Annotated in this window: 13 protein-coding genes and 3 pseudogenes; 15 read left to right on the top strand and 1 reads right to left on the bottom strand. The window is 35.7% G+C overall.

Features of this window, described 5'->3' with window-relative positions:
* The first annotated feature begins 4 nt into the window (after positions 1–4).
* The 6 genes and pseudogenes from metH (at position 5) to IPK14_15485 (ending at position 11,715) form a co-directional block, all read left to right on the top strand.
* Positions 5–3,484, top strand: a pseudogene (metH, locus tag IPK14_15510) (methionine synthase).
* A 60-nt stretch (positions 3,485–3,544) separates the two neighbouring features.
* Positions 3,545–5,632: a S46 family peptidase gene (locus IPK14_15505; GenBank protein MBK7994728.1), complete on the top strand. Its 2,088-nt coding sequence runs from the start codon at positions 3,545–3,547 to the stop codon at positions 5,630–5,632.
* A gap of 245 nt (positions 5,633–5,877) precedes the next feature.
* Positions 5,878–7,889 (top strand): annotated as a pseudogene (locus tag IPK14_15500) (cation:proton antiporter).
* A gap of 191 nt (positions 7,890–8,080) precedes the next feature.
* Positions 8,081–10,363 (top strand): TonB-dependent receptor, encoded by a 2,283-nt coding sequence (locus IPK14_15495; protein MBK7994727.1) that lies wholly within the window; start codon positions 8,081–8,083, stop codon positions 10,361–10,363.
* Entirely contained in the window at positions 10,341–11,081 is a 741-nt protein-coding gene (locus IPK14_15490; GenBank protein MBK7994726.1) for a hypothetical protein, read from the top strand. The genes IPK14_15495 and IPK14_15490 overlap by 23 nt, the downstream gene beginning before the upstream one ends.
* An 82-nt stretch (positions 11,082–11,163) precedes the next feature.
* Positions 11,164–11,715: a hydrolase gene (locus IPK14_15485; GenBank protein ID MBK7994725.1), complete on the top strand. Its 552-nt coding sequence runs from the start codon at positions 11,164–11,166 to the stop codon at positions 11,713–11,715.
* Positions 11,716–11,825: 110 nt separating this feature from the next.
* Here the strand turns inward: IPK14_15485 and IPK14_15480 are convergent, their stop codons facing one another.
* Positions 11,826–12,200 (bottom strand): DUF2911 domain-containing protein, encoded by a 375-nt coding sequence (locus tag IPK14_15480; protein ID MBK7994724.1) that lies wholly within the window; start codon positions 12,198–12,200, stop codon positions 11,826–11,828.
* A gap of 238 nt (positions 12,201–12,438) precedes the next feature.
* On the opposite strand from IPK14_15480, the gene IPK14_15475 reads away from it, so the two are divergent.
* The 9 genes and pseudogenes from IPK14_15475 (at position 12,439) to IPK14_15435 (ending at position 25,210) form a co-directional block, all read left to right on the top strand.
* Positions 12,439–13,425 carry a TIGR02594 family protein gene (locus IPK14_15475; GenBank protein ID MBK7994723.1) on the top strand — a complete coding sequence of 329 codons (987 nt, stop codon included), beginning with the start codon at positions 12,439–12,441 and terminating at the stop codon, positions 13,423–13,425.
* 172 nt (positions 13,426–13,597) lie between these two features.
* Positions 13,598–15,790 (top strand): bi-domain-containing oxidoreductase, encoded by a 2,193-nt coding sequence (locus tag IPK14_15470; protein ID MBK7994722.1) that lies wholly within the window; start codon positions 13,598–13,600, stop codon positions 15,788–15,790.
* A gap of 54 nt (positions 15,791–15,844) precedes the next feature.
* A pseudogene (locus IPK14_15465) lies at positions 15,845–17,085 on the top strand (cysteine desulfurase-like protein).
* Positions 17,086–17,117: 32 nt separating this feature from the next.
* The gene (locus tag IPK14_15460) at positions 17,118–18,605 is read left to right on the top strand and encodes a hypothetical protein (protein ID MBK7994721.1); all 1,488 of its coding nucleotides are present in this window, start codon (positions 17,118–17,120) and stop codon (positions 18,603–18,605) included.
* 120 nt (positions 18,606–18,725) lie between these two features.
* Positions 18,726–20,522 (top strand): Stp1/IreP family PP2C-type Ser/Thr phosphatase, encoded by a 1,797-nt coding sequence (locus IPK14_15455; protein ID MBK7994720.1) that lies wholly within the window; start codon positions 18,726–18,728, stop codon positions 20,520–20,522.
* Positions 20,523–21,065: 543 nt separating this feature from the next.
* Positions 21,066–21,821: an FHA domain-containing protein gene (locus tag IPK14_15450; protein ID MBK7994719.1), complete on the top strand. Its 756-nt coding sequence runs from the start codon at positions 21,066–21,068 to the stop codon at positions 21,819–21,821.
* 97 nt (positions 21,822–21,918) lie between these two features.
* Entirely contained in the window at positions 21,919–23,265 is a 1,347-nt protein-coding gene (locus IPK14_15445; protein ID MBK7994718.1) for a protein kinase, read from the top strand.
* A gap of 122 nt (positions 23,266–23,387) precedes the next feature.
* A complete protein-coding gene (locus IPK14_15440) occupies positions 23,388–24,068 on the top strand; it encodes an RDD family protein (protein ID MBK7994717.1) in 681 nt (226 codons plus the stop codon).
* 23 nt (positions 24,069–24,091) lie between these two features.
* Positions 24,092–25,210, top strand: coding sequence for a tetratricopeptide repeat protein (locus IPK14_15435; protein MBK7994716.1), 1,119 nt, complete (start codon positions 24,092–24,094; stop codon positions 25,208–25,210).
* Positions 25,211–25,224: the final 14 nt, after the last annotated feature.

Genomic DNA, 25,224 nt, shown 5'->3' with positions numbered 1-25,224 from the left:
TTTTATGAAGCAAATTAATAACGCTAGAGTAACAGCATTTAAGGAATTACTTGCACAGAGAGTTTTAGTCCTTGATGGGGCGATGGGAACAAGTTTATTTGCTATGAAGCTTACGGCTGAGGATTATGGCGGAGCAAAATATGAAGGTTGCCCAGAACACCTTAATTTTAGCAAACCATCAGCAATTGAGCAGATCCACCGCAGTTATTTAGAAGTTGGTGCAGATATTATTGAAACTAACACCTTTGGCGGCACTTCTGTAGTGTTAGCTGAATATAACCTTCAAGATAAAGCTTATGAAATAAATCTAGCTGCTGCTAAAATCGCTCGTCGTATTGCTGATGAATATTCTAGTGTAGAAAAACCCCGCTTTGTTGCTGGTTCAATGGGGCCAACTACTAAGTCAATAGCTGTAACAGAAAGTGCGACGTTTGATGAATTATTTGAATCCTACTATGAGCAAGCAAATGCTTTGCTAGATGGTGGTGTAGACATTTTACTTGTTGAAACCGCGCTTGATACTCTAAATATGAAAGCTGCCGGTGCAGCAATACAAAAACTTTTTCAAGATCGCGGGGAGGCTTGGCCCTTAATGCTTTCTGTGACTATTGAAAAAATTGGACGGGCAATGCTAGCTGGTCAAAAGGCTGATGCTCTTTGTACCTCGGTTCGTCATTTTAATCCTGTTAGCATTGGTCTAAATTGCGCAACCGGCCCAAGAGATATGACGGACGAAATCCGCACCCTATCAACGCTTGCTGACACGGCTGTTAGTTGTGTTCCAAATGCTGGTATTCCTCAAGAAGGCATTTTTCCTGAAAGCCCAGAAATGTTAGCCGATACATTAGGCTATTTTATGGATAAAGGCTGGCTAAATCTAATTGGTGGTTGTTGTGGAACAACTCCAGCACATATCAAAGAATTAGCTAAATTAGCTCTAAATAAAAAGCCTCGTGTTATTCCTCGTTGGCAAGGAACTCAAGTTGCTGGTATTGAATACTTAAAAATTGAAGAAGAAAACCGCCCCTATCAAGTGGGCGAAAGAATGAACGTTCTTGGCAGTCGTGTCTTTAAGCAACTAATTGCTGATGGAAAATATGAAGAAGCATCGGAAGTTGGACGAAACCAAGTAAAAGCTGGTGCAGCAATTTTAGATGTCTGTCTGCAAGACCCTGATAGAGATGAAATGCAGGATATTTTGGCAGTTTTAAGACATTTGGTTAAAAAAGTTAAAGTGCCAATTATGCTTGATTCAACTGATCATCGAATTTTTGAACAAGCATTAAAGCTAATTCAAGGAAAAGCAATACTTAATTCTATCAACTTAGAAAATGGCGAAGAACGTTTTGAGCAGGTTTGTCCAATTGTTCATAAATATGGGTGTGCTGTTGTAGTTGGAACAATTGATGAAGACCCGCAACAAGGCATGGGCGTTACTGTAGAGCGAAAACTAGAAATTGCTGAACGCTCCTATAAATTGCTAACAGAAAAATATGGTATTCCAGCAGAAGATATTATTTTTGACCCCCTAGTTTTTCCTTGTGGGACTGGAGATGTTAACTATATTGGTTCAGCAGAAAAAACCATTAAAGGAATTACTGCAATTAAGCAAAAATTCCCAAAAACTAAAACTATTTTAGGAATTAGCAATGTTTCTTTTGGTCTACCAAATGCAGGTCGAGAGGTGCTAAATTCTGTATTTCTTTATCATTGTGTTAAAGCAGGGCTAGATTTAGCAATTGTAAACTCTCAAAAACTAGAGCGTTATCCATCAATTCCAGAAGAACAAAGAAAACTTTGTGAAGATTTAATTTTCTGGCGAGGTGAAGACCCTGTAGCCGCTTTTTCTGCTTATTTCAAAGATAAAAAGTCAGTTAAAAAAGTAGTTATAGAGAATCGTACTCTGGAGCAGCGTCTAGCAGACAACATCATCCAAGGTTCAAAGAAGGCTTAATTGATAACCTAAAAGAAGCATTACAAAAGTATGAACCTCTAGGTGTTATCAATGGCCCTAATGGACGGGATGAACGAAGTTGGGCGACTTTTTAATAACAATGAATTAATTGTTGCTGAAGTTTTACAAAGTGCTGAAGCTATGAAAGCCGCAGTAGCTTTTCTTGAACCGCTTATGCCTAAAGATGCTAGCAGTGTTAAAGGAAAAGTTATTCTTGCAACCGTCAAAGGCGATGTCCATGATATTGGTAAAAATTTAGTTGAAATAATCTTAGGCAATAATGGGTATGAAATTGTTAATCTTGGTATAAAAGTAACTTCAGATAAAATTATTGAAGCTGTAAAAGAACATAAACCAAATATCATTGGTCTATCAGGACTCCTGGTAAAATCTACTTTAGAAATGGTTAACACAGCACAAGACTTAACTGCTGTTGGTATAACTACCCCAATTATGGTTGGTGGAGCAGCATTAACCAAACGTTTTACCATTACTAAAATTAGACCTGCTTATCAAGGGCTAGTAGTTTATGCTAAGGATGCAATGAATGGGCTAGACCTTGCAAATAAAATTCAATCTCCAGAAGGTGCAGAAGAATTAGCTAAACTTGCCATTACAGAAGCAGAAAGTATTTCTACACCAGCAAAAGCAAGCGAATCTAGCCAAGAAAAAATGGTAATTGACTGGTCAATTTCTCTAAAACCTGCACCAGATTATATAGAACATATAGAGGCTAATGCTTCATTAGAAGAAATTTGGGATATGGTTAACCCTAAAATGCTTTTTAACAAGCACTTAGGCTTTAAGGGAAATTTTGCTGAAGCCGTCGCATCAGGAGATGAAAAGGCAGTTAAGTTACTTAGCCAAGTAGATGAAGTTAAAAAAGAAGTTTTAGAAAAAGGCTATTTTAAGCCTCAAAGTATTTATAGATTTTTTAAGGCTAACTCCCAAGACAATAATTTATTTATTTATGACCCGGATGGCTTAAAAATAGCTGAATTTAATTTCCCTCGTCAATCAAGGGGTTGGCAACTCTGCATCAGTGATTTTGCTAAACCTACATCTTTAGGGATGGGTGACGTAGCCTTTTTTGTTACAACTTGTGGTCAAGGCATCCGCGAGCTATCAGAAGAATTTAAGCAAAAGGGCGAATACTTAAAATCTATGGTTTTACAGATGTTAGCTATAGAAAGTGCGGAAAGCTATGCTGAATTAGTACATAAGAAAATCCGTCGTGCTTGGGGAATTATCGATGACCCTAGTTTAACTAAAGAAGAAATCTTTCGTGCTGAATATCAAGGTGTTAGGGTAAGTTTTGGTTATCCTGCTTGCCCAAGGTTAGAAGACCAAGCTTTGCTTTGGCAACTACTAAAGCCTGAGCGTATTGGAGTTAATTTAACTGAAGGGTTTATGATGGATCCTGAAGCAAGTGTTTCGGCACTTGTATTTCAACATCCACAGGCACGTTATTTTGCTGTTAATGTAGAAGATGTGGCAAACTTTGAAACAAAAGTAGCAACAAATAAGTAGTTCTAACAACCTAAAAACTAAAATTTTTACTTTTGAAATTAATAAAATATAGGTGTGTCTATGTATAAAGCTAAATTTTTCCAACGAATTTTTGCCTTAATCTTACTTTTTACCTTTTTTACCAGTTCCTTAATGGTAGCGCGAGCCGATGAAGGAATGTGGATTTTTGGTAATCCTCCACTCAAACAATTAAAAGAAAAATATAATTTTTCACCTGATCAACAATGGTTAGATCATGCTAGGCTTTCAGCAGTACGTTTTAACAATGGCTCAGGTGCTTTTGTTTCTGCAAATGGACTAGCAATTACCAACCATCATATTGTTAGATCAACTTTAGCAAAACTTTCTACGGCTGAAAGAAATATTCTAAAAACAGGCTTTTATGCTCCTACTTTTGCAGATGAACTAAAATGTCCAGACCTTGAATTAAATGTTTTGGTTGGAATGGAAAATGTTACTGAAAAAATAGGCCAAGTAGCTAAACAGGCAAGTGACGCTAAAGGAGCAGAAGAACTACGTAAAGCAGAAATAGCCAAGATAGAAAAAGAGTCCCTTGAAAAAACTAAGCTAAAGTCTACAGTAATTTCACTTTATGAAGGTGGAGAATATTGGCTTTATCAATATAAAAAATATACTGATGTTCGTATGGTTTTTGCCCCTGAAGCACAAGCGGCTGAATTTGGTGGAGATTTTGATAATTTTACTTATCCACGTTATGCGCTAGATTTTTCTTTTGTTCGAGTTTATGAAAATGATAAACCTGCAAAAATCGACCATTATTACCGATGGAGTACAACCGGGCCAAAAGATAATGAGTTAATTTTTGTAATTGGAAACCCTGGCTCAACCGACCGACTCCGCACAATAGCACAGATTAAATATCAACGGGATGTTTCTAATCCCTTTGCACTAAAAAGCCTTACACGTCAACGAGATAAGCTAGTTGAATATTCTGCTTTAGGTCAAGAACAAGAGCGACGTGCATCAGATACAATTTCTGGGTTAAATAACACCTTAAAACGGCTAAACGGCCAACAAGAAGGTTTGTTAACCAATAAATTAATGCAGCAAAAAATCCAAGAAGAGCAAGATTTAAGGGAAAAAGTTGCTGCAAACCCTGAATTAAAACAGCTTTATGGGTCGGCTTGGGACGAAATGGCCGCAGCTTATGAAAAATTATCTCCAATGAGCAAGCGAATATTTTATTCTTCGCTCTCTAATTCACAGCTTGCTAGACTTGCATTAACTATTTCTCAATATGTTACAGAAGTAAAGAAACCTAATGGTCAACGCTTACCAGCTTTTAGAGATTCCAATCTTGAATCATTAAAATATCAACTTCTCTCACCTGCTCCAATTTATCCTGACCTTGAAGAAGTATTATTAGCCGACCGTTTGCAAGAAATTTTTGAAGAATTAGGACAAGATGACCCATTTGTTAAAGCTACCTTAAATGGTCGTTCTCCAAAAGATGTTGCACAACAGCTTATTAGTCAAACTAAGTTATCAGACGTAAACTTCCGTAAATCTTTATTAGAAGGAGATTTAGCAAATTTAGAAAAAAGTGGTGATCCATTACTCGCTTTAGCATTAAGGATTGACCCAATTATTAGGGAGCTAGATAAATTTGCTAGAGAAAATTTTGATGGTGCAAGAGTTGCAGCAGGCGAAAAAGTAGCTAAAGCGCGTTTTGCTGTTTATGGTCGTAGAATTGCGCCGGACGCTAATTTTACCTTACGTTTTAGTTATGGCGTAGTAAAAGGTCATGAAGTTGGAACAACACTTGTTCCTTATAAAACAACTTATGGTGGATTGTATGACCGTGCAGCTAGTTTTGATAATAAAGCACCATTTGATTTAGCTCCTAAACTTCAAGCTAATAAATCTGCTGTAGATTTAAGCGTCCCAATGAATTTTGTTTATACGGCTGACACCATTGGAGGTAATTCTGGAAGCCCTGTAATTAACCAACAAGGTGAAATTGTTGGAGTAAACTTTGATAGCAATGTTCACCGCTTTGTTTCCCGCTATATTTATACAGAAGATCGAGGTAGAGCTATGGCTGTTCATAGTGCTGGTATGTTAGAAGCCCTACGTAAAGTCTACAATGCTCAAGCTCTTGCCGATGAATTAGAAGGCCGAAAATAACAAACAACAAACTTAATAGCCCAGCGATAAATCACTGGGCTATTATCAAATGCCCTTTTCAAGGACATCAAAGGATTTTTCTTTTAGAACCAATCCTTATAAAAGCTATTCCAAAATACATTTAATTAATTTCTACAACTTAAACTTTTATTAAAAAAAGAGGCTTTTTACAAGCTTTCTTGCATGGGTAAAAGTGTCATCTAATAAATAAAAAACCAGGAGGATAAAGAATGTTTTTATTACTGATGGAAGTACCGTTATTAAATGACATAGTAGTAATTTTTGGGCTGTCAATAGCAATATTCTTTATCTGCTACCGACTACGCTTGCCTGCAATTGTTGGATTTTTAATTACTGGAATGTTGGCTGGCCCGCACGGATTTAAGCTAGTAGGGGCAGTTCATGAAGTAGAAATTTTGGCTGAAATTGGCGTAGTGCTGCTTTTATTTACCATTGGTATAGAGTTTTCTTTAGGAGAATTACTAAAAATTAAAAAAGCAGTTCTACTTGGTGGAACATTACAGGTTTTATTAACTATTTTTGCTACTTTTGCTTTAGCTAAACAACTGGGCCGTCCAACAGGAGAATCTATTTTTTAGGTTTTTTAATTTCGCTAAGTAGTACAGCAATAGTCTTAAAACTACTTCAAGAAAGATTAGAAGTAGATAGTTCACATGGGCGAACCTGTCTTGCTATTTTAATTTTCCAAGATATTGCTGTTGTACCAATGATTTTACTTACTCCATTTCTTGCAGGTCAAGCAGGTGATTTAACTAAGTCCTTGCTTATTTTAGCCTTAAAAATAGCTGGAATACTGCTTTTTGTTGCTATTAGTGCTAAATGGATTGTTCCAACAGTTCTTCATCAAATAGTTAGAACTCGTAGCCGAGAATTATTTTTAATGAGCATTGTTGCAATGTGTTTTGCTGTCGCGTTATTTACTTCTTATATAGGTCTTTCTCTAGCATTAGGCGCGTTTTTAGCTGGTCTAATTATTTCTGAGTCAGAATATAGTCATCAAGCTTTTGGCAATATTTTACCCTTCAAAGACATTTTTACTAGCTTCTTTTTTGTTTCTATTGGTATGTTATTGGACGCTAGATTGTTATTAGCTCAACCAATAAAAATTACTGTAATTGTACTAGTAATAATTCTATTAAAAACTATTGTTGCGGCTGTTGCAGTTGCAGCACTTGGTTTTCCACTTCGTACAATGCTTTTAGCTGGGCTAGCATTAAGTCAAATTGCAGAATTTTCTTTTATTTTATCTAAAGCTGGTACTCAAACGGGTTTGATGTCAGATGAGACTTACCAACTTTTTCTAGCTGTTTCTGTTATGACAATGATAATTTCACCTCTTATTATTTCTCTTTCTCCTCAAATAGCTGATTTTGTTCTAACTTTGCCGATACCTGACAAGCTAAAAAGTGGTTTTGTAAACCCAAATCAAACTGAAATAGCCCAAAAAGAACATCTTAAAGATCATTTAATTATTATTGGATTTGGTATTAATGGAAAAAATGTTGCTCGTGCAGCTAAAGCCGCAGGCATAACTTATTTTGCGATTGAAACCAATGCCGATACAGTTAAATCAGCCAAAAAAGAAGGCATCCCAATTTATTATGGTGATGCAATTCAAGAGTCGGTTCTTGAACATGCAGCAATTAAAGATGCAAGGGTAATGGTTATTGCTATTTCTGACCCAATTGCAACCCGTAAAATTACTGCTATTGCCCGTCAACTTAGCCCCAAATTACATATAATTGCTCGTACTAGATTTGTTCAGGAAATGAAACCTCTCTATGACTTAGGGGCTGAAGAAGTAATACCAGAAGAGTTTGAAACTTCAGTAGAAATTTTTACTAGAGTATTAACTAAGTATTTAATTCCTAGAGAAGAGATAGAAAAATTTATTAGTGAAGTTAGGTGTGATGGTTATGAAATGTTTCGTAGTTTATCTAGCACTTCAGCAAATATTTCTGATCTAAAAGTTCATTTAGCAGATGTAGAAATTAGCACTTTTAAGCCTACAGAAAACTCTATACTAATAAATAATACTCTAGCAAAAATTAAACTACGCAAAAATTATGGTGTTTCTGTTCTAGCCATTCGCCGAGATGGAAAACATATTTCAAACCCTGATGCAGACACACAAATTTTAGCTAACGATACATTGATTGTCTTAGGTGAACCAGAAAATATTACTAAAGTAATAAATTTAACAAAAAATTCCACAGATAATCTTGTAAAAACCTAAAAATAAACTCTGCAATTTTTAGGAACATTTAGACTAGAAATTCTTAACGATTAATTGATAAACTTGCACAAGTTTGTTAGTTAATCGTTTTATTTATTAAGCTTACCTAGCATTTCTCTTAAGTAAAAAATTTTTGAGCTAAAAAATAACATTAAATATTTGTGTATCAAAATGTGAGGAGGAATAAAAATATGCCTCAGTTTTTAGAGCTAAGGAAATTTTGGCTCTCTATTGCTGTGATTTTAATTTTTGCTGGAGCCGCCTTTGGACAAGCAGGCTCAACTACTGCAAGTTTAACAGGTACAGTAATTGACGAGCAAAAAGCTATAATTCCTGGTGCTGTAATAACAGCACGAAATCTACAAACAAACCTTACCCGTGAAACTCAAGCTAGCGAAGATGGAAGCTATTCACTACCACAACTTCCCCCAGGCTTATATGAAATTTCTGTCCAAGCATCAGGATTTTCCAATAATATGACTCGTATGGAGTTAATTTTAGGTAGAAATTCACTGTATGATTTTACTATGCGTGTTTCTGGAGAAGCTAATTTAGTAATTGTTGAAGCTAGCAGTTTACTAGATCAAGGAAAAACTGAAAGTAGCACAAACAACGGTCGGCAAAGAATAGATAATCTACCAATTAACCGCCGTAATTTCTTAGATTTTTCTTTAACCTCGCCTCGTGTAACGCCAGATCGCACACCTCAACAAGGCGTTGCTGCTACATCAGGAATTTCCTTTAATGGCCTTCCTGCACGTCAAAATAATATTACAATTGACGGTTTAGACAATAATGACCCAGGCCCTGGAACTGTTCGTTCAACATTTAGCCAAGACGCTGTACAGGAATTTCAAGTTGTTTCTGATGGCTACTCAGCAGAATTTGGTAAAGCCTTGGGTGGAGTCGTCAATATTGTGACTCGTGGCGGAAGTAATGAAGTTCATAGCACTTTATTTTTCCTTAACCGAAATGATTCTTTAAGTGCGCGAAATGCCTTTGCTAATGTAAATCCTGAATTTAAGCAATATCAATTTGGTGCAACTTTAGGCGGCCCTATAAAGAAAGATAAAGCGTTTTTCTTTACTTCATTTGAAAGACTTTCTATTAAGCAAAATAGCGTAGTTGCTATTAGTGATGCAACAGTCCAGTCAGCTTTTCGAGAAGGTTTTCCAATTGCTAATGGCCCAGTACCTTTTGGTGTTGGAACAACAACATTTTTAGCTCGTGGAGATGTTAAAGCTTCGCCCAATAACACTCTTTATTTTCGCTACAACTATGGTGGAACATTTAACGGTGCTGGAGAGCCTTTTGGCGAGTTAATTACTGGTTCACAAGTAGCTAATACAAATGCTGGCGTACAGAATTTACAGGATAATAATTTTGCTTTTAGTAACACATATATTAATCCAGGCTTAAATTTAGTTAATGAAACTCGGTTTCTTTATGCACGTCGCAACCAAGATTTAGATCCAATTGACCCAACTGGCCCACAAATTAACATTGTAGCACCTGAAGGTTTAGTAGTTTTTGGACGTGGAACATTACTTCCACAACCAAAGAAAACTCGTACTTATCAAATACTTAATAATGTCACCTTAAGTCGTGGTCGTCAAACGGTTAAATTTGGCGTAGATTTTACCTATGTTGATGTACCGCTTTTTAGAGTACCTATTTTTCCAGGTGGATTTGCTACCTTTGTACCACTAGATTTAACTGGATTAGGTGGCCCGGTACTTACAGGTTTACAAGCCTTTGATCAATCCTTACGTACACCACAACAAAAAGCAGCCCTTACAAATCTTGCTCAGCAACTACCAAATATAGTCCCTGGTTTTCCTGTGCTGCCTTTAGCAACTATGGGAATACCTGCTGCATTTGCACAAGGATTTTTAGCTAGCAATGCTAGCGGCGTTGTTTCTCGTTCTAAAACTTTTTCTACTTTTATTCAAGACGATATAAAAATCCGACCTAATTTCTTGCTTAAATTAGGTTTACGCTATGATATTAATAAAACTAGCTTTTTAGCAGATAACAACGGCAATGTTAGCCCACGTATTGGTTTATCTTTTAGACCCGCTAAGCTTGAAAAACTCCATTTTCGTGCATCTTATGGGCTATTTTTTGCTACTCCATTATTTGGCCCTGCTACAGTAGGACAAAACACCAGTTCAGGAGCATTAAAAATCCCTGTTATTCCTTTTCCACTCTCACTACTTTTCTATTCTTTACCAGGAAAACGGCTTCCTGATGGGGATACTATCCCGCCAGGTGTACCATTTACTCCACAGTTAAGTTTAGAATTTCGTAACGATCCTGGTATGCGTGCAGCATACACCCAACAAGTTAATGCTGGATTTGATTATTTCCTAGATAGAAATACTGCTCTTATAGTCAACTATGACTATGTTAGAGGAATTAAAATCTTCTCCCAACGAAATATTAATCCTATTGTTAGACCAATCCCCGGGTGATGGTGTTGGTAGTGCAGTAACAGGTAGAGTAGACACAACACGTGGGGATGTTTTTGAGTTTGCATCAGCCTATGATAGCTACTATAACGGTTTAACAATTTCTCTTAACCGTCGTGTACTAAATAACTTTGGATTTATTGCTAGTTATACTTTTTCCAAAGCTATAGACAATTTTATTGATATTCGTAATGAACTACAACAAACTGTTGATCCACTTAATTTAGAAGGTGAGCGAGGTTTATCGCTTCAAGATGTGCGAAGTCGCTTTGTTTTTTCTGGTACTTGGGACTTAAATTATACTCAAAACCCATTTTTAAGAGATTTTCAGGTTAGTTCCATTATTAATTTAGAATCTGGCCGTCCCTTTAATTTATTGGCAGGCCAAGACTTAAATCTTAATGGAGATAACCCGCCGGGAGATCGTCCAGCTAGTTTAGCTCGAAATAGCGGCTTAACTCCTGGTTTTGCTAAAGTAGATTTGCGAGTAACCAGGTCAATTACTTTCAAAGAAAGCTATAAATTACAACTTTTCTTTGAAGGCTTTAATATTTTTAATCGAGTTAACATTAGCGATGTTAACCCAATTTTCCCACAAAACCCAGATGGTACTTTTAATTTACCAGCTAAAGATGGAAATCGCTTTGTTGCTACACCTGATCGTTTTCGTGCTGCTTTTGCTCCACGCCAATTTCAATTTGGGATGAGATTTGCTTTTTAATTAACACGTAAAAAAACTTAACTTTCAAAAGAGCTTTGGTTGCAAGCCAAGGCTTTTTTGTTAGTTATAAAAAAGGACTTTTATGGAAAAAGTTGGATTATTAAAAAGAACAGAAACCGCCCTTTTAATCATTGATTTACAAGAAAAATTAATGCCTGTAATTTATAACCGTACAGAAATTTTTTCTAATGTAAATAAATTAATTTTAGGAGCAGAGATTTTATCTGTACCTATAATTATTACTGAGCAATATTCTAAGGGTCTTGGACATACTTGCTCAGATGTTCAATTACCTGATAATCCATTAATAATTGAAAAGATGTGCTTTAGCTCTATGTTATCTAGTGAAGTTATCAATAAATTACAAGAGTTAAAAGTAAAATCCTTGATAATTGCAGGTGTTGAAGCACATGTTTGTGTGCTAAAAACAGCTTTAGACGCACTTTCACAAGGTTTTGAAGTTCATATAGTTGCTGATGCGGTTTCTTCTCGTAAAGTTTTTGATAAAGAAACAGCTTTAGAAAGATTACGCCAAGTTGGTAGCTATATTGTTACAACAGAAATGATGCTTTTTCAATTAATGGACTTTGCTGGTACAGAGGAATTTAAGAAGATTAGCCGGTTAATCAAATAGAAGAGTGAGTATTTCAACTAAAGGGAAATAGACTTAGAAAGGGAGATACAAAAAACAAAGGTAAAATAATTGTTGAAATACTCACTCAAAAAACTATTTGTCTAAAAAGGTTATTGTGGTTTAGCTAATTCGTTGCTAGTTTGTTCAATGAAAATCATTTGTTTTTCACCTTCCAAACCAATTGCATTAAGCACTCTGGAATTATCTTGATCTTTAGTAGCTAAAAATGTGCGGTTGTTTTCTTTGTCCTGTGGAACAAATTTGGCTGAGCTTTTAACTAGTAACTCTTTATTATCATTAAAAATACTTACTTCATTAGTGGTGTCGTCATAAACGACTTTATAAGTACCTTTTTTAACTACAGTACCATTTACATTAACATCATTTGAGAAGGTAACGGTTTTACGTTTTTCTTTAGCAAAAGCAGTAAGAGAAAGGGTGCAAACAAGTGCTAACACAGCAATACGAGTAAATAAATTTTTCATTTTTCTAACTCCTTATTATAGTAGGTAATACAAAGAATTACCTAACAATTTGTTTTAGTTTTTGTAATGATTTGATTTGCCCGTACTAACGCAACTCAAAAAAAAAGGTTTCATCTCTTAGCAAAAATTTTTTATTTTTTTTCCAAGTTTTGGAAAAAAATTTATGTAGAAAAGTTTTTTTTTGGAATACATAAAACACAAATCAACAAAATTCTAAAATTCTAGGAGACTCTTTATTATGGTTAGCTCAATTAACAGTAACTCACCAAATAATAATTCAAATAGTTCAAGTTCTAATACCTATACAGTAAAAAAAGGTGACACTTTATCAGAAATCGCTAGAGATGCTGGAACCAGCCTTAGCTCAGTAATTAAAGCTAATCCTCAAATAAAAAATCCTAATCTAATCTATCCCGGCCAACAAATTAATATACCTTCAGTAGGTGGTAATACTGGCAATCTATCAGGCTTAAAAGTATCTCAAGCCTCTATGCCACAAGATAGCCCTGTAGATATGTTTCGCGCTCCAAGTGGCGGTGGAATGCTGCGCGAAGGTAGTCGCGGGCCCGCTGTAGCAGAAATGCAGCAACAATTAAAACAATTAGGTTTTAATCCTGGCCCGGCAGATGGTGTTTTTGGTTCTCGTACAGAATCCGCCGTTAAATCCTTCCAACAAAGCCGAGGTATTACATCAGACGGTGTTTTTGGCCCACAAAGTCGAGCAGCAATGTCTCAACCTGCGGTAAATACTGGCTCAAGACCTGTTATGGGTAATGGCGGTGTTGATGGTGTTAGAGACAACGCTAGCACTGATGGATCTCCTAGCTGGCTAAATATTGCTCGTGGTGAGATTGGAACAAAAGAAATTGCTGGTTCAAGAGACAATCAAAGAATCATTGAATATCACTCAACAACAGGTAAATTTGGTGATGATGAAGTTCCTTGGTGTGCTTCCTTTGTTAATTGGACACTCAAAGAAGCAGGCATCAAAGGCACAGGTAGTGCTATGGCTCGTTCATTCCTTAATTGGGGCAAGCCTACTGAACCAAAACCAGGTGCAGTAGTAGTATTTAGCCGAGGTAATAATCCTAGTCAAGGTCACGTAGGTTTTTACCTAGGCACAGAAGGAAATATGGTTAAAGTTTTAGGTGGTAATCAAAGCGACCAAGTTAAGGTTAGCTATTATCCTAAATCTAGTGTTTTAGGTTATCGCTGGCCTAAATAACACACAAGTAAAATAATTGTAATGTGATTGCTACTCTAGTTATTTAAGGCTAGCTAAATTTAGCTAGCCTTAAAAATTTTCTGGTAAACATAATTAAAACAATCTTCAACCCCTATAAACTGCCAGCTTTTCTATCCCTTTTAATTTTGTCTATGTTAAAATGCTCGACCTTATGAAACAAGTCGTCCAAAACTTCAAAACTGGAGAATTAAAAGTAGAAGAACTTCCTCCACCAGTGCTACGTCATGGAGGGGTGTTAGTTAGAACTGCTTATTCTTTAATTAGTGCTGGAACAGAGCGAACCACAGTTGCTACAGCACAAAGCTCATTAATTGGTAAAGCTCGTCAACGACCTGATTTAGTCAAACAAGTTTTAGATAGCGTTCGCCGTGAAGGGCTAGTAAATACTTATGAAAAAGTAATGGCCCGTCTTGAGACAGTCAAGGCACTTGGCTATAGCACGGCTGGAACCGTGATAGAAGTCGGCGAAGGTGTAACAGGTTTTCGTGTTGGCGACCAAGTAGCCTGTGCCGGTGCTGGCTATGCTTCTCATGCTGAAATAAATTTTATCCCAGAGAATTTATGCACATTGTTACCAGCAGGAGTTTCCCTAGATTATGCTGCTTATACAACTTTAGGTGCAATTGCAATGCAAGGCATTCGTCAAGCTAAAGTACAACTTGGCGAAAATGTTGTAGTAATTGGTTTAGGACTAATTGGACAGTTGACTATACAAATGTTAGTTGCTGCTGGTTGCAGGATTTTAGGAATAGACTTGGATCAAACAACAGTAGAATTAGCCTTAAAAAGTGGCGCACATCAAGCCGTTAACCGTTCTGAAGATGTACATAAAATAGTAGAAAATTTTACTCAAGGTCGAGGTGCTGACAGCATAATTCTTACAGCTAGCACTAATAGTAATGATCCTGTAAAGCTTGCAGGTGAAATTGCTCGTGATCGGGCCAGAGTCGTTGTTGTGGGAGCAGTTAAAATGGATATCCCACGAGAACATTACTATATGAAGGAATTAGAGCTTTGTTTATCTCGTTCTTATGGCCCTGGTCGTTATGACCCTAGTTATGAAGAATATGGACAGGACTATCCTATTGGCTATGTTCGTTGGACAGAAAAACGCAACATGGAGGAGTTCCTTAGACTCGTTGCAGATAAAAAAATAAACCTAGATCTACTTACTACACATCGTTTTGAAGTAGAAAAAGCCTCAGATGCTTATGATTTAATTTTAGGAAAAACCGGTGAGCGATGTTGTGGAGTGCTTCTTAAATATCCAGAAAAAAGTGAAATTATAAGTAAAATACCTACTCGTTATGCGGCTAAACTTGGTCAAAAGACAAAAAGCGAAATAGGAATTGGTTTTATTGGGGCAGGTAATTTTGCTACTGCTAGTTTGCTTCCTTATTTACGCAGTTCTAAAGGAGTTATATTAACAGGAATTGCCAATTCTACAGGGGTTTCAGCTAAAAATACTGCTGAAAGATTTCGTTTTTTATTTTCTAGCACAGATGCAAAAGAAGTAATAAATCATGACTCTACAGATTGTGTTTTTATTGCAACAAGACATGGAACACACGCCGAACTAGTTTGCAACACATTAAAAGCAGGAAAAAGTGTTTTTGTAGAAAAACCTCTTTGTTTAACAGAAAGCGAACTAAAAGAAATTATTAAAATTCAACAGCAGTCAGGAAAAGCTATTCTTGTTGGGTTTAATCGTCGTTTTTCTCCTTTAGCTGTACAGCTAAAACAAGCTTTTGGTCGCAAAACCTCTCCTTATTCAATGATTTATCGAGTTAATGCTGGTTTTATTCCAAAAGATAGCTGGATTCAAGACCCGCTACAAGGTGGAGGAAGAATAATTGGGGAAGTATGTCATTTTATTGATTTAATGCAGTTTTTTGTTGATGCTGAACCTACACAAGTTTTTGCTCAATGTATAAAAACCCTTTCAGACAAGGAAGTTGACCAAGATTCAGTAATGATAAACATTACTTTTTCTGATGGCTCAATAGGGACAGTTCATTATTTAGCAATTGGAGATAAGTCTTTTCCCAAAGAACGTTTAGAAGTGTTTGGAGCAGGTGCTGTAGCCGTCCTAGATGATTTTAAGACAGCTAGTTTTACTAAAAATGGTAGTACCAGTAAATTTTCTTCCTCGGCTCAAGATAAAGGTCATCGTAGTGAAGTAGAAAGCTTTGTTGTAGGGATGTTAAAAAACGTAGCTGCCCCTATTGAGTTAAAGTCTTTATATTTAACAACTTTAACAACTTTTCGGGCTTTAGAAAGCTTACGAACTGGTACAGCTTTATCTATTAACTTGTCTTTATTAGAAGACAAAACAACCAACTAAAAATCTTCTCCCCTAGAGTTGATTTTTCCAAAAAATCTTCTTAGCATTGCTGTCATGAAAATAGAACTTATTCGCCAACAATTTCCATCTTTAAAATCTAGTCATCGTCCTACAATATTTTTTGATAATGCAGCAGGAACACAAGTAGCACACCATTGCATTGATCAGGTCAACAATTATTTCCTTACTTCTAACTCTAATACTGGAGGAGTATTTGAAACGGCTCAACGATCAGACAAATTAATAGAAAAATGCCGCGCAACAGTAGCCGATTTTATTGGAGCAACAGACTTGGAAGAAGTAGCCTTTGGGCCAAATATGACTACGCTTACACAAGCTTTTGCTCGTGCCTTTGGACGCTCTTGTCAGGCTGGAGATGAAATCATTACTACATCTCTTGAACACGAGGCAAACATTTCCCCATGGTTAGCACTAGAAGCAGAACGAGGTGTAAAGGTTCGTTTTGCAGATATTAACCTTGATGATATGACAATAAACCTAGAAAGCTTAAAAAAACAAATTTCTGAAAGAACTTGTTTAGTAGCTGTTGGTTATGCTTCTAATGCTTTTGGAACAATTAACCCTGTTGCTGAAGTAGCAAAAATGGCTCATTCAGTTGGTGCAGTTTGTTTTGTTGATGCGGTTCATTATTCACCACACGGTGTAATTGATGTTTCATCTTTAGGTTGTGATGTGTTGGTTTATTCAGCTTATAAAGCTTTTGGCCCGCATGTTGGAGTAATTTGGGGCCGTCGTCATTTGATGGAAGAACTAAAAACTTTTCATTTAAGAACTGTAAAAATATTATTCCTGATAAATTTGAAGTTGGAACACAAAACCATGAAGGTATTGCAGGAACGCTTGGAGCGTTGGAATATTTGCAAATTGTCCCTAGTTTGCTAGGCTGGAAAAACTCAGCTAGCTTAAACCGTAAAAAATTATTGCAAACAGCAATGAACGGCATTCAGGAATATGAAAAAATTCTCTCAAGAAAATTACTAGATGTTTTTGCTAAGCATTCAAATGTAAAAGTTTACGGAATTACTGATCCAAACCGCTTAAATGAACGTGTGCCAACTTTTGCTATTACAGTTGATAAATATTCTTCAAAAGAAGTAGCTATTAAACTTGCTAGTTTTGGAATCAATGTTTGGTCAGGTAATTATTACGCGCTAGAACCAATGTTGCGCTTAGGCTTAGAAGATAAAGGTGGAGCAGTAAGAATTAGTTTAGTACACTACAACACTGAAGCAGAAATAGATCACCTAGATGAAGCTTTAGGGTCATTAAAATAAAGAGAATACATAATTAAATCTACTTTAAGCCAATGTTAGATAAGTATCGTCGGGAATTTGTCGATTTTAACATCAACTTAAACCGTACCAGATATTTTTTCCTTTCTGGACAAAAGGTAGCTTTCCCTACAATAGAAATCTATAATAGGTATAGCGATTTATTTACTTTATCTGTAATTGAATCACTAAAAAAAGAATATTCAGAAACCGACCCTTATTACCAAACTAAAAGCAAAGCTTTATTCAACTTAATTGCTTTTGCTAGCGAACAATATCTAAATCTAAAAGTTAAACACCTCACTCAAGAAATTGCTAATGCTGAAAGTCGTTTGTACATTACTTGGAAAGGTCAAAAAATACTTTTAAGTAATGTCAACAGCTTATTAAACCATGAGCTTGACCATAAAAACCGACAAGAAATATATCAGAAAAAGCTTTCTGCACTTAGTAGTATTAATGACTTAAAAGCTGAACGTATAGAAAAATTACATGAAGGTTCGCAGCTTCTTGGCTATAGCAGCTATTTAGAAATGCTATCCAAGATAAATGGGATAGATTATTTAGCCTTAAACAACCAATTTCAAAAATTCTTAGCAGATACAGAAAAAATTTATAGCATAAACTTAAAGCGGTTTTTATCCATAAATTTAAGATTACCTTTAGAAGAAGCAAGCCAGGCTGATATTTTACAATTTACTAAACAAGAAAATTTTATTGATTTATTTCCGTCTCGAATCTTAAATTTATCTTTTCAAGAAACATTAACAAACTTAAATATTTGGCCTACACAACAAAAAAATATTTATCTTAACCCCATTCTACAAGTAGGAAAGCAAGTAGGAACTTTTTGCTTACCTGTTGTTATTCCAAATGAAATTAAGGTTGTTTATCAGCCTGGTAATGGAGTAAGAAAATATCAGTCTGTTTTTCAAGCACGAGGAAAATCACAATATTTTGCTTTTAATTCAAGTGCTTTAATACCAGAATTTAAGTATGCTGGCGATAATGGTTTAATAGAAAGCTATGGTTTTTTATTTCGTCATTTAATTAATGAACCTTTTTGGCTAGAACAAATGTTAGATGAAAGAGAATCTAGTGAATTACAAACTGCTAATTTACTTACTAAACTTTATTTAATTCGTAGTTATGCTGCAAAGTTAAATTATGAAATATCTTTACATAGCAAAGGTCTTAATCAAGCAGCAGAACTTTATAGCAATGAACTTTCTCAAGCAACACTTTTTTATGCTGACAAGTCAGAATACTTAACAGATTACTTAGATAATCTATACATAGCTAATTACTTAAGAGCGATGTGTTTTGAGACAATGTTAAGAGATTATTTTAAGACTCATTTTGGTTATAAATGGTGGCAAAGTGTGCGTGCAGGTAATTTGCTAAAAGAAATGTGGAATGAAGGAACTCGTTATAATTTAACGGAGTTTGCTCAACAATTATCTTTAGGCGATTTAATAATTGAACCATTAGAAATAGAGTTTTTGCTTAACTTAAAATCTTAGATGGTAGGGAAAAATAGCTGTGTATTTTTTAGCTCTATGTTATCCTTACTTTTCTTGAAAACAAACGGGTCAAATATCATTACTAGCCATTAATATAAGACTTTATAGGTCAACTAGTTCATGGAAAAATGTCCTTTATGTGGTTTTACAGACAACGAAGAAAATGCAGTTAATTGCAAAAAATGTGGAGAAACGCTAGAACCAACGTTGGCTCAAACCAAAAAATCTTTAGATAAAAACCTCACCTCCATAGCCGAAGATCAATTTGTTATCGAAGGCTTATTTTTAGAAAATGGCAACATAAAATACCATTACGTATACGAAAAAACTGATCCAACTAAACGTTATACTATGGCTGTTTGCCCAATATCTAATGCTGACCCATTAGCTAACTTAGGGTTAGAAACTATAGGCAACAATTCTATAAGCTCAGATACAAACAAAGAAAAAAGTCCGTTTTATCAACAGTTTCACTTATTAGCAAGATTTAATTCTCCAGGAATACTAAGAGCGCATAGTTATTTTACTAGCGAAGATTCAGCCTATCTAGTATTAGAAAGGGTAGAAGGGCATTTGCTTAATAAATGCTCTAAACTTTCTGAAACAGAAGCAAGACAAATAGGCATACAGCTTTGTCAAATTGCTGATAATTTTCATCGTCAACGCTTAGTTCATAATGGTCTAACACCTAATAGTTTAGTAATCGATAATCAAGGTCTTGTTAAAGTTATATATTTTGATCGGGTACGTCCTCTTAAACGCTACCAAATAATTAATCCTATTTATATTACAGAAGGGTTTTCTGCACCAGAACTTTACTTACTTAATGAACAATCTATTTTAGATAAAAGGTCTGATATCTACTCTATAGGGGCTATTCTATATTGGTTACTTACAGGTGAAACTTTATCTAACACAAACTCAAAAGCTACTTTTAATAAACCTTACCAGCTTTACCCTCAAGCAATAGTTTCTCCATCTTTTGAGCGTTTAATTTTACGAGCTTTAGCCGTTGAACCAAATGATAGATATAATTCTGTTAATGAAATGAAATTTGCCTTGGCTGCTCTTGGTACACCAACAGCTATACAAGTGGCACATGCTAGCGATATTGGGCGACATAGAGAAATAAATGAAGATAGTGTTTTGATTCAAGAATTAAAACAATGTTTTGAATCAATAAATACTCATATGGGTCTTTATATAGTTTCTGATGGAATGGGTGGAGAAGCGGCTGGTGAAGTAGCTTCTCGTTTAACAGTAAGAGCAATTGCTGAATGGGTGACAGAAAGATTAATCTCTGCTTCTTTACAATCCACTACTACAAGTCTTCTAGTAGAATCTACACAGACAGGTTCTCTTTCCCTAACTAACGATATGGGCGCAAATATACGCGCACCCCAATTAATTACTAGCGCGATTTTACATGCAAATAGTGAAGTATTAGACTATGCCCATTATCATCCTTCTACTCGTGGACTAGGAGCAACTGTCACTGCTGCTCTTTTAGTAGGAAATATTTTAACTATTGGTCAAGTTGGCGATAGCCGTTGTTATATTTTAAGCAATGACCACTTAGATCAAATAACAGAAGATCATTCTTTGGTAGAACGTATGGTGCGCCGAGGGGAATTGACCAAAGAAGAAGCTAGGTTTCACCCTCACCGTAATATTATTTATCGTTCAATTGGTAGCCGAGATGATTTAGAAATAGATATAGTCACTCGTTTAATTAAACGTGGAGATATAATTTTGCTTTGTAGTGATGGTCTTACTACTATGCTTTCAGATTATGAAATCACTTCTATAATAAAAAAACATTCTGACCCCTGGCAAATTACTAAAGAACTAATAGTTGCTGCTAATGCTAAGGGTGGGGACGATAATATTTCTGTAATTGTGATTAAAGTAGATTAACAGCCAAATAGGGAAGAAAAATTTTTTGGATTTCTATACAATACTCCGCTTTGATTAAGGTTTATATTTCAAAAGTTTATTTACCTAGTAAGATCTCTAGTATTTATTTAATAAAAACTTTTGAAAATCAGTTGAAGTCTATTGCCGAAAAAGTTAGAGACAATTATCATAACAACAGTAATCTTGATAATACTCCTAGCTTTTAGTAGTGTCTTAAGTTAAAGCAGTTTTTAATAGTTAAAATTTTAAATAAAGAATTTTTGCTTAATTTTTATTATTGGCTTAAATTAAAACAAGTTTTTAAAACTCATTTGTTTTAGGAAAAAGAAAACTATTTTATAATCTATTTGCTAAAATCTTTTCTTCCCACTAAAGTTTTCTAAAATTTACATTGGGTGTTTTATTAAATTTAAGCTAAAAATAAACCAACTGCTTGCATTAATTAAATAAGAAGGTTCGCGTAATAGTCGATTATTCAGTAAAAAGGAGGCGGCGCGTTATCCTCATAAATCACCATCGAGGTTTACTGCGCTGATTTTTTTAATGATTCGATGCACTAATTGTGGAACAGATAATTTAGATGGTTCAGAGTACTGTGATGAATGTGGAACAAAATTAACTAGTTTTGCACCTCCACCTGCTGCAAGCCCACAACCAATGGCACAAATGCCTCAATCTGTCCCACCAATGCCAGGTATGCCTCAAATGCCGCCAATGTCACGTCCACCAATCCCTCCTGTCCCTCCACAAAGTGGAGGTGTATTGCCTAGAGCAAATTCTCTTACTAATAACAAAACTGTGCCAGAGCCGCCTGCACCACCATCTTTTTCTGCTCCAGCGGGAATACCAAAAACGGCCCCCCCCTATTCATCTGCCATGGCTTCTAATGCGCCTTTATCGCCACCTATGACCAGCGATCCCAGTGTTATGCCTGCTAATAATGCAGCACAAACCTATGGAAAAGCTGCTTCTAGGGCTAAATTAATTATTCAACGTGGCGGCACAATAGGAAAAGAGTTTATGTTGACTGATTCTGAATCAAATATTGGTCGTTGGGATGCTGATGGAGGGATTTTTCCAGATGTCGATCTAGATCAAGACGATCCAGAAGCAAAAGTATCTCGTCGTCATGCCCGTATTATTCATCAAAGTGGACAATACTTAATAGAGGATTTAGGAAGCACTAATGGCACTTTTATAAATCGTGGTCGCCGGCTTTTGCCAGGTAATCGCCACCCTCTTAATAATGGTGATGAAATTATTGTTGGTAAGACTTTCTTAAAATTTGTGGTAGAATAAGCCAAATTATCACACAAATTATAAAAAGCTTTTTAGTTTCCATTACTAAATACGCCCTGTTTAGGATACGGCAACAATTAGATTTGCCGAGGAGAGTATGTCAAGGAACAAGACTAAAAACCCTAATGCCCAACTAGAAGCCGGTGTAATGTTAGTTGGGCGATATCTGATTGTCAAGCGCGTTGGTGGCGGTGGCATGGGAAATGTCTACATGGCACGAGACAAACGCTTGGCAGATGCTTTGCGTGCAGTAAAAGAAATGATAGAAATGTTTTCTGATGATAATCACCGACGCAAAGCTGTTGAAGATTTTGAGAGGGAATCCCAATTACTTGCTAGTTTAGAGCATCCTTCTATTCCTACTATTTATGATTATTTTGTTTCTGAAGGCCGCTACTATTTAGTAATGAAATTTATAGGCGGAGGAGATTTAGCAAGCCGGTTAAAGATGTCTCCAACAGGGCGTTTAGAAGAACGTACTGTTGCAGAATGGGCAGTTCAAGCCTGTGATGTACTTAGTTATATTCACTGTCAACAACCTCCAATAATTTACCGTGACTTAAAACCCGCTAACTTAATGATTGATGATAAAACCAATCGTATTATGTTAGTAGATTTTGGGATTGCTCGTTTTGTTTCACCAACACAAAAAGGTGTAACTGCAATTGGAACAATGGGTTATGCCCCTCCAGAGCTTTTTTCTGGTAAAGTTGAGCCTCGTTCAGATATTTATTCCCTAGGCGCGACAATGTTTCATTTACTTACAGGTGCAGACCCTCAAGATAATCCATTGCTGATTTTTGATTTTTCTAAAAATCCTCGTCCTAGACAAATTAATCCTAATATTACACCTGGCATGGATGCTATTATTGCCAGAACTGTTGAACATAAACCTGAAAAGCGTTTTACAAATGCTTTAGATATGAAAAAAGCCTTAGAAGAACATATAAGGCTTTTAGATAGCGGTCAGGCTATGAAACCTGCACCTAGTTTTAGTGCAGAAACTTCTGGACAAGTATTTTGTGGTAATTGTGGGCAAAAAATTGCTAGTGATGACCTTTTTTGCGCCCACTGTGGAGCTAGACAACCCCTTGCTACACCTAGTCCAGTCAAGCTAACAGCTAAACTAGTGCTTATGAATAATTCTGATATGTCGGCATCCTTTATTCTTGATAAAGATACTAACCTAATTGGTAGAATGGATCCTCATACTGGGATTTTCCCAGAAGTTGATTTATCTACTTATGATCCAGAGACTAAAGTATCTCGTCGTCATGCTCGTGTTTATAGAGAGGGCGGACAATTTTTAGTTGAAGATCTATCTAGTGTCAATGGAACTATTGTAAACGGGACATTTAAGCTTTACCCAAAACAGCCTAGAGTACTGCAAAATGGTGATGAGATTCGATTAGGGGAAACAGTATTAAAATTTGTTATTGGGTAATAGTCCTAAATCTATAGTTAGTACCTTTAACAAGTTTTTATATAAAAGTTACTTAATTTATGAGGGCAAAGCAGTGCCAAAACTGTAAAAATTCTCTAACTGAGCGGGCAAAGTTTTGTCGAATGTGTGGTACGCCTACATCCATTAACCAAATTCTAAAGAATAGTAATGGAGAGTTAAGCAACCCAAAACCTGAGACTAAATTGCCAGTTGCTGAACTTTTGATATCAAAAGCAGAATCTTTATCAGCACAAAAAGTTGTAGCACCCAGTACAACCAAAAAAAAATCTATATCTGTAGTTCAAATAGCCAAAAATTTTTCCGCTAATCTTATTGCCCCTCCTACTAATGCTTTAGTAGGCTCTTTTGAGCAAGCAGGGTTTCGATTAAGATTAGGTGCATTTATGCTAGATCTAATTTTAATGCTGATGCTCATGTTATTTATTACACTAATTGCTACTAAGTTTATTAGTTATCAAGCAATTATTAATAAAATAGGTTTAGTAGTAGTAATAGGAGGTTGGATCTACAATTTTTTAATCTTAGCTAGTATTAAAGGTCAAACTATTGGCAAACAACTTGTTGGTATCCGAATTATTAGTGTTGATCAGAGCCGTGCAAAAGCAAGCCAAATAATTATTAGACACACTTTTGGTTATTTTATTGCTACAATTGCTTTTGCTTTAGGGTTTTTATGGTTACTTTGGGATAGAAAACAGCAAGGTTGGCATGACAAACTAGCTAAAACTTTAGTAATAAAAAACGCTTCTCTTAAAAGTAATAAAATTAGCCTTATACCGTAAGTAAATTTCTTAATAGTAATATTATGGCAAATAATACACCTGTTAATCAAGCTATTAATAGTTCATCAAATGCAGCTTCTAAACCTAAGCAAATTAATAAGCCTTTGCGCTATGGTGTACTATTTGGATGGTTTTTTACTTTATTTATTGCTGTTACATCTACAGGTTTAGTTGCTTACTATAAAGTAGTTAAAACCTATCTAGCTAAAGATACCACTGTTTTAACTACACCTACGCCTAGTCCAAGTCCTGAAATAGTAGTGGATACAGCTAATTTATTAGAAGAAGCTAAAGCAGCACTACAAGCAGGAAATACTGAGCAGGCTTTAGAAAAATTAACCCAATTTATTCAAACTGATACTACAAATGCAGAGGCATATAAACTTCAAGCTGATGCTCTAGTAAGCAGTAATCGTTATGAAGAAGCTATTGAAAGCTACCAAAAAACAATTTCTTTAGATCGAGAAAATTTAGATTCTTATCAAAAAATGGGGCAAGCTTGTGAACAAATAGGAAAAGATGACATGGCTATTACTACCTATACTTCTGCTTTGATAATAAAAAGTGATCCAAGTATTCAATTAGCACTAGCAAAAGTTCTAGTGCGTAATAACCGTTTAGATGAAGCACGAAAATATTTTGATATGGTAGCTAAAGGAGAAGACTTGGCCTTAGCAAGTCTTGCAAAACAAGAATTAACTAAATTAGCTGATTCCCGTCTTGCACTTAATAAACCTGTTAAAACACCAACTCCGATTGCTTCACCAATAAATACACCCATTATTATAGCAACACCAACACCTGAACCAGTAAAAGTTGAGCCTCCACCTAAAATAGAGACTCCAAAACCTGTACCTGTACCTAGTGAACCAAAACTAAGTGCAGATGATTATATTAAACGAGGTTCAGAAATGCTTAATGCTGGTAACACTTTTGCAGCTTTAAGAGAGTTTGATAAAGCGTTAAAAGCAAATCCTGGTAATTTAGGAGTTTATTACTTAATTGGACAAGCTTATCATAGACAAGGTAATTTAGCGGCTGCCTTAAATGCCTATAAACGTTGCACACCACCTGCTTGGCAAGGAACTTATTCTGGTGTTTGTGCTAATCAAGTTAAAATGTTAGAGAAAAAGTTAAAATAAATTAGAAAACTATA

The sequence above is a fragment of the Blastocatellia bacterium genome, assembly GCA_016713405.1.
In the GTDB taxonomy this organism is placed as follows: Bacteria; Acidobacteriota; Blastocatellia; order Chloracidobacteriales; family JADJPF01; genus JADJPF01.
Note: the sequence above shows the minus strand (reverse complement) of the source record. Positions and strands in the feature narration are given on the sequence as shown.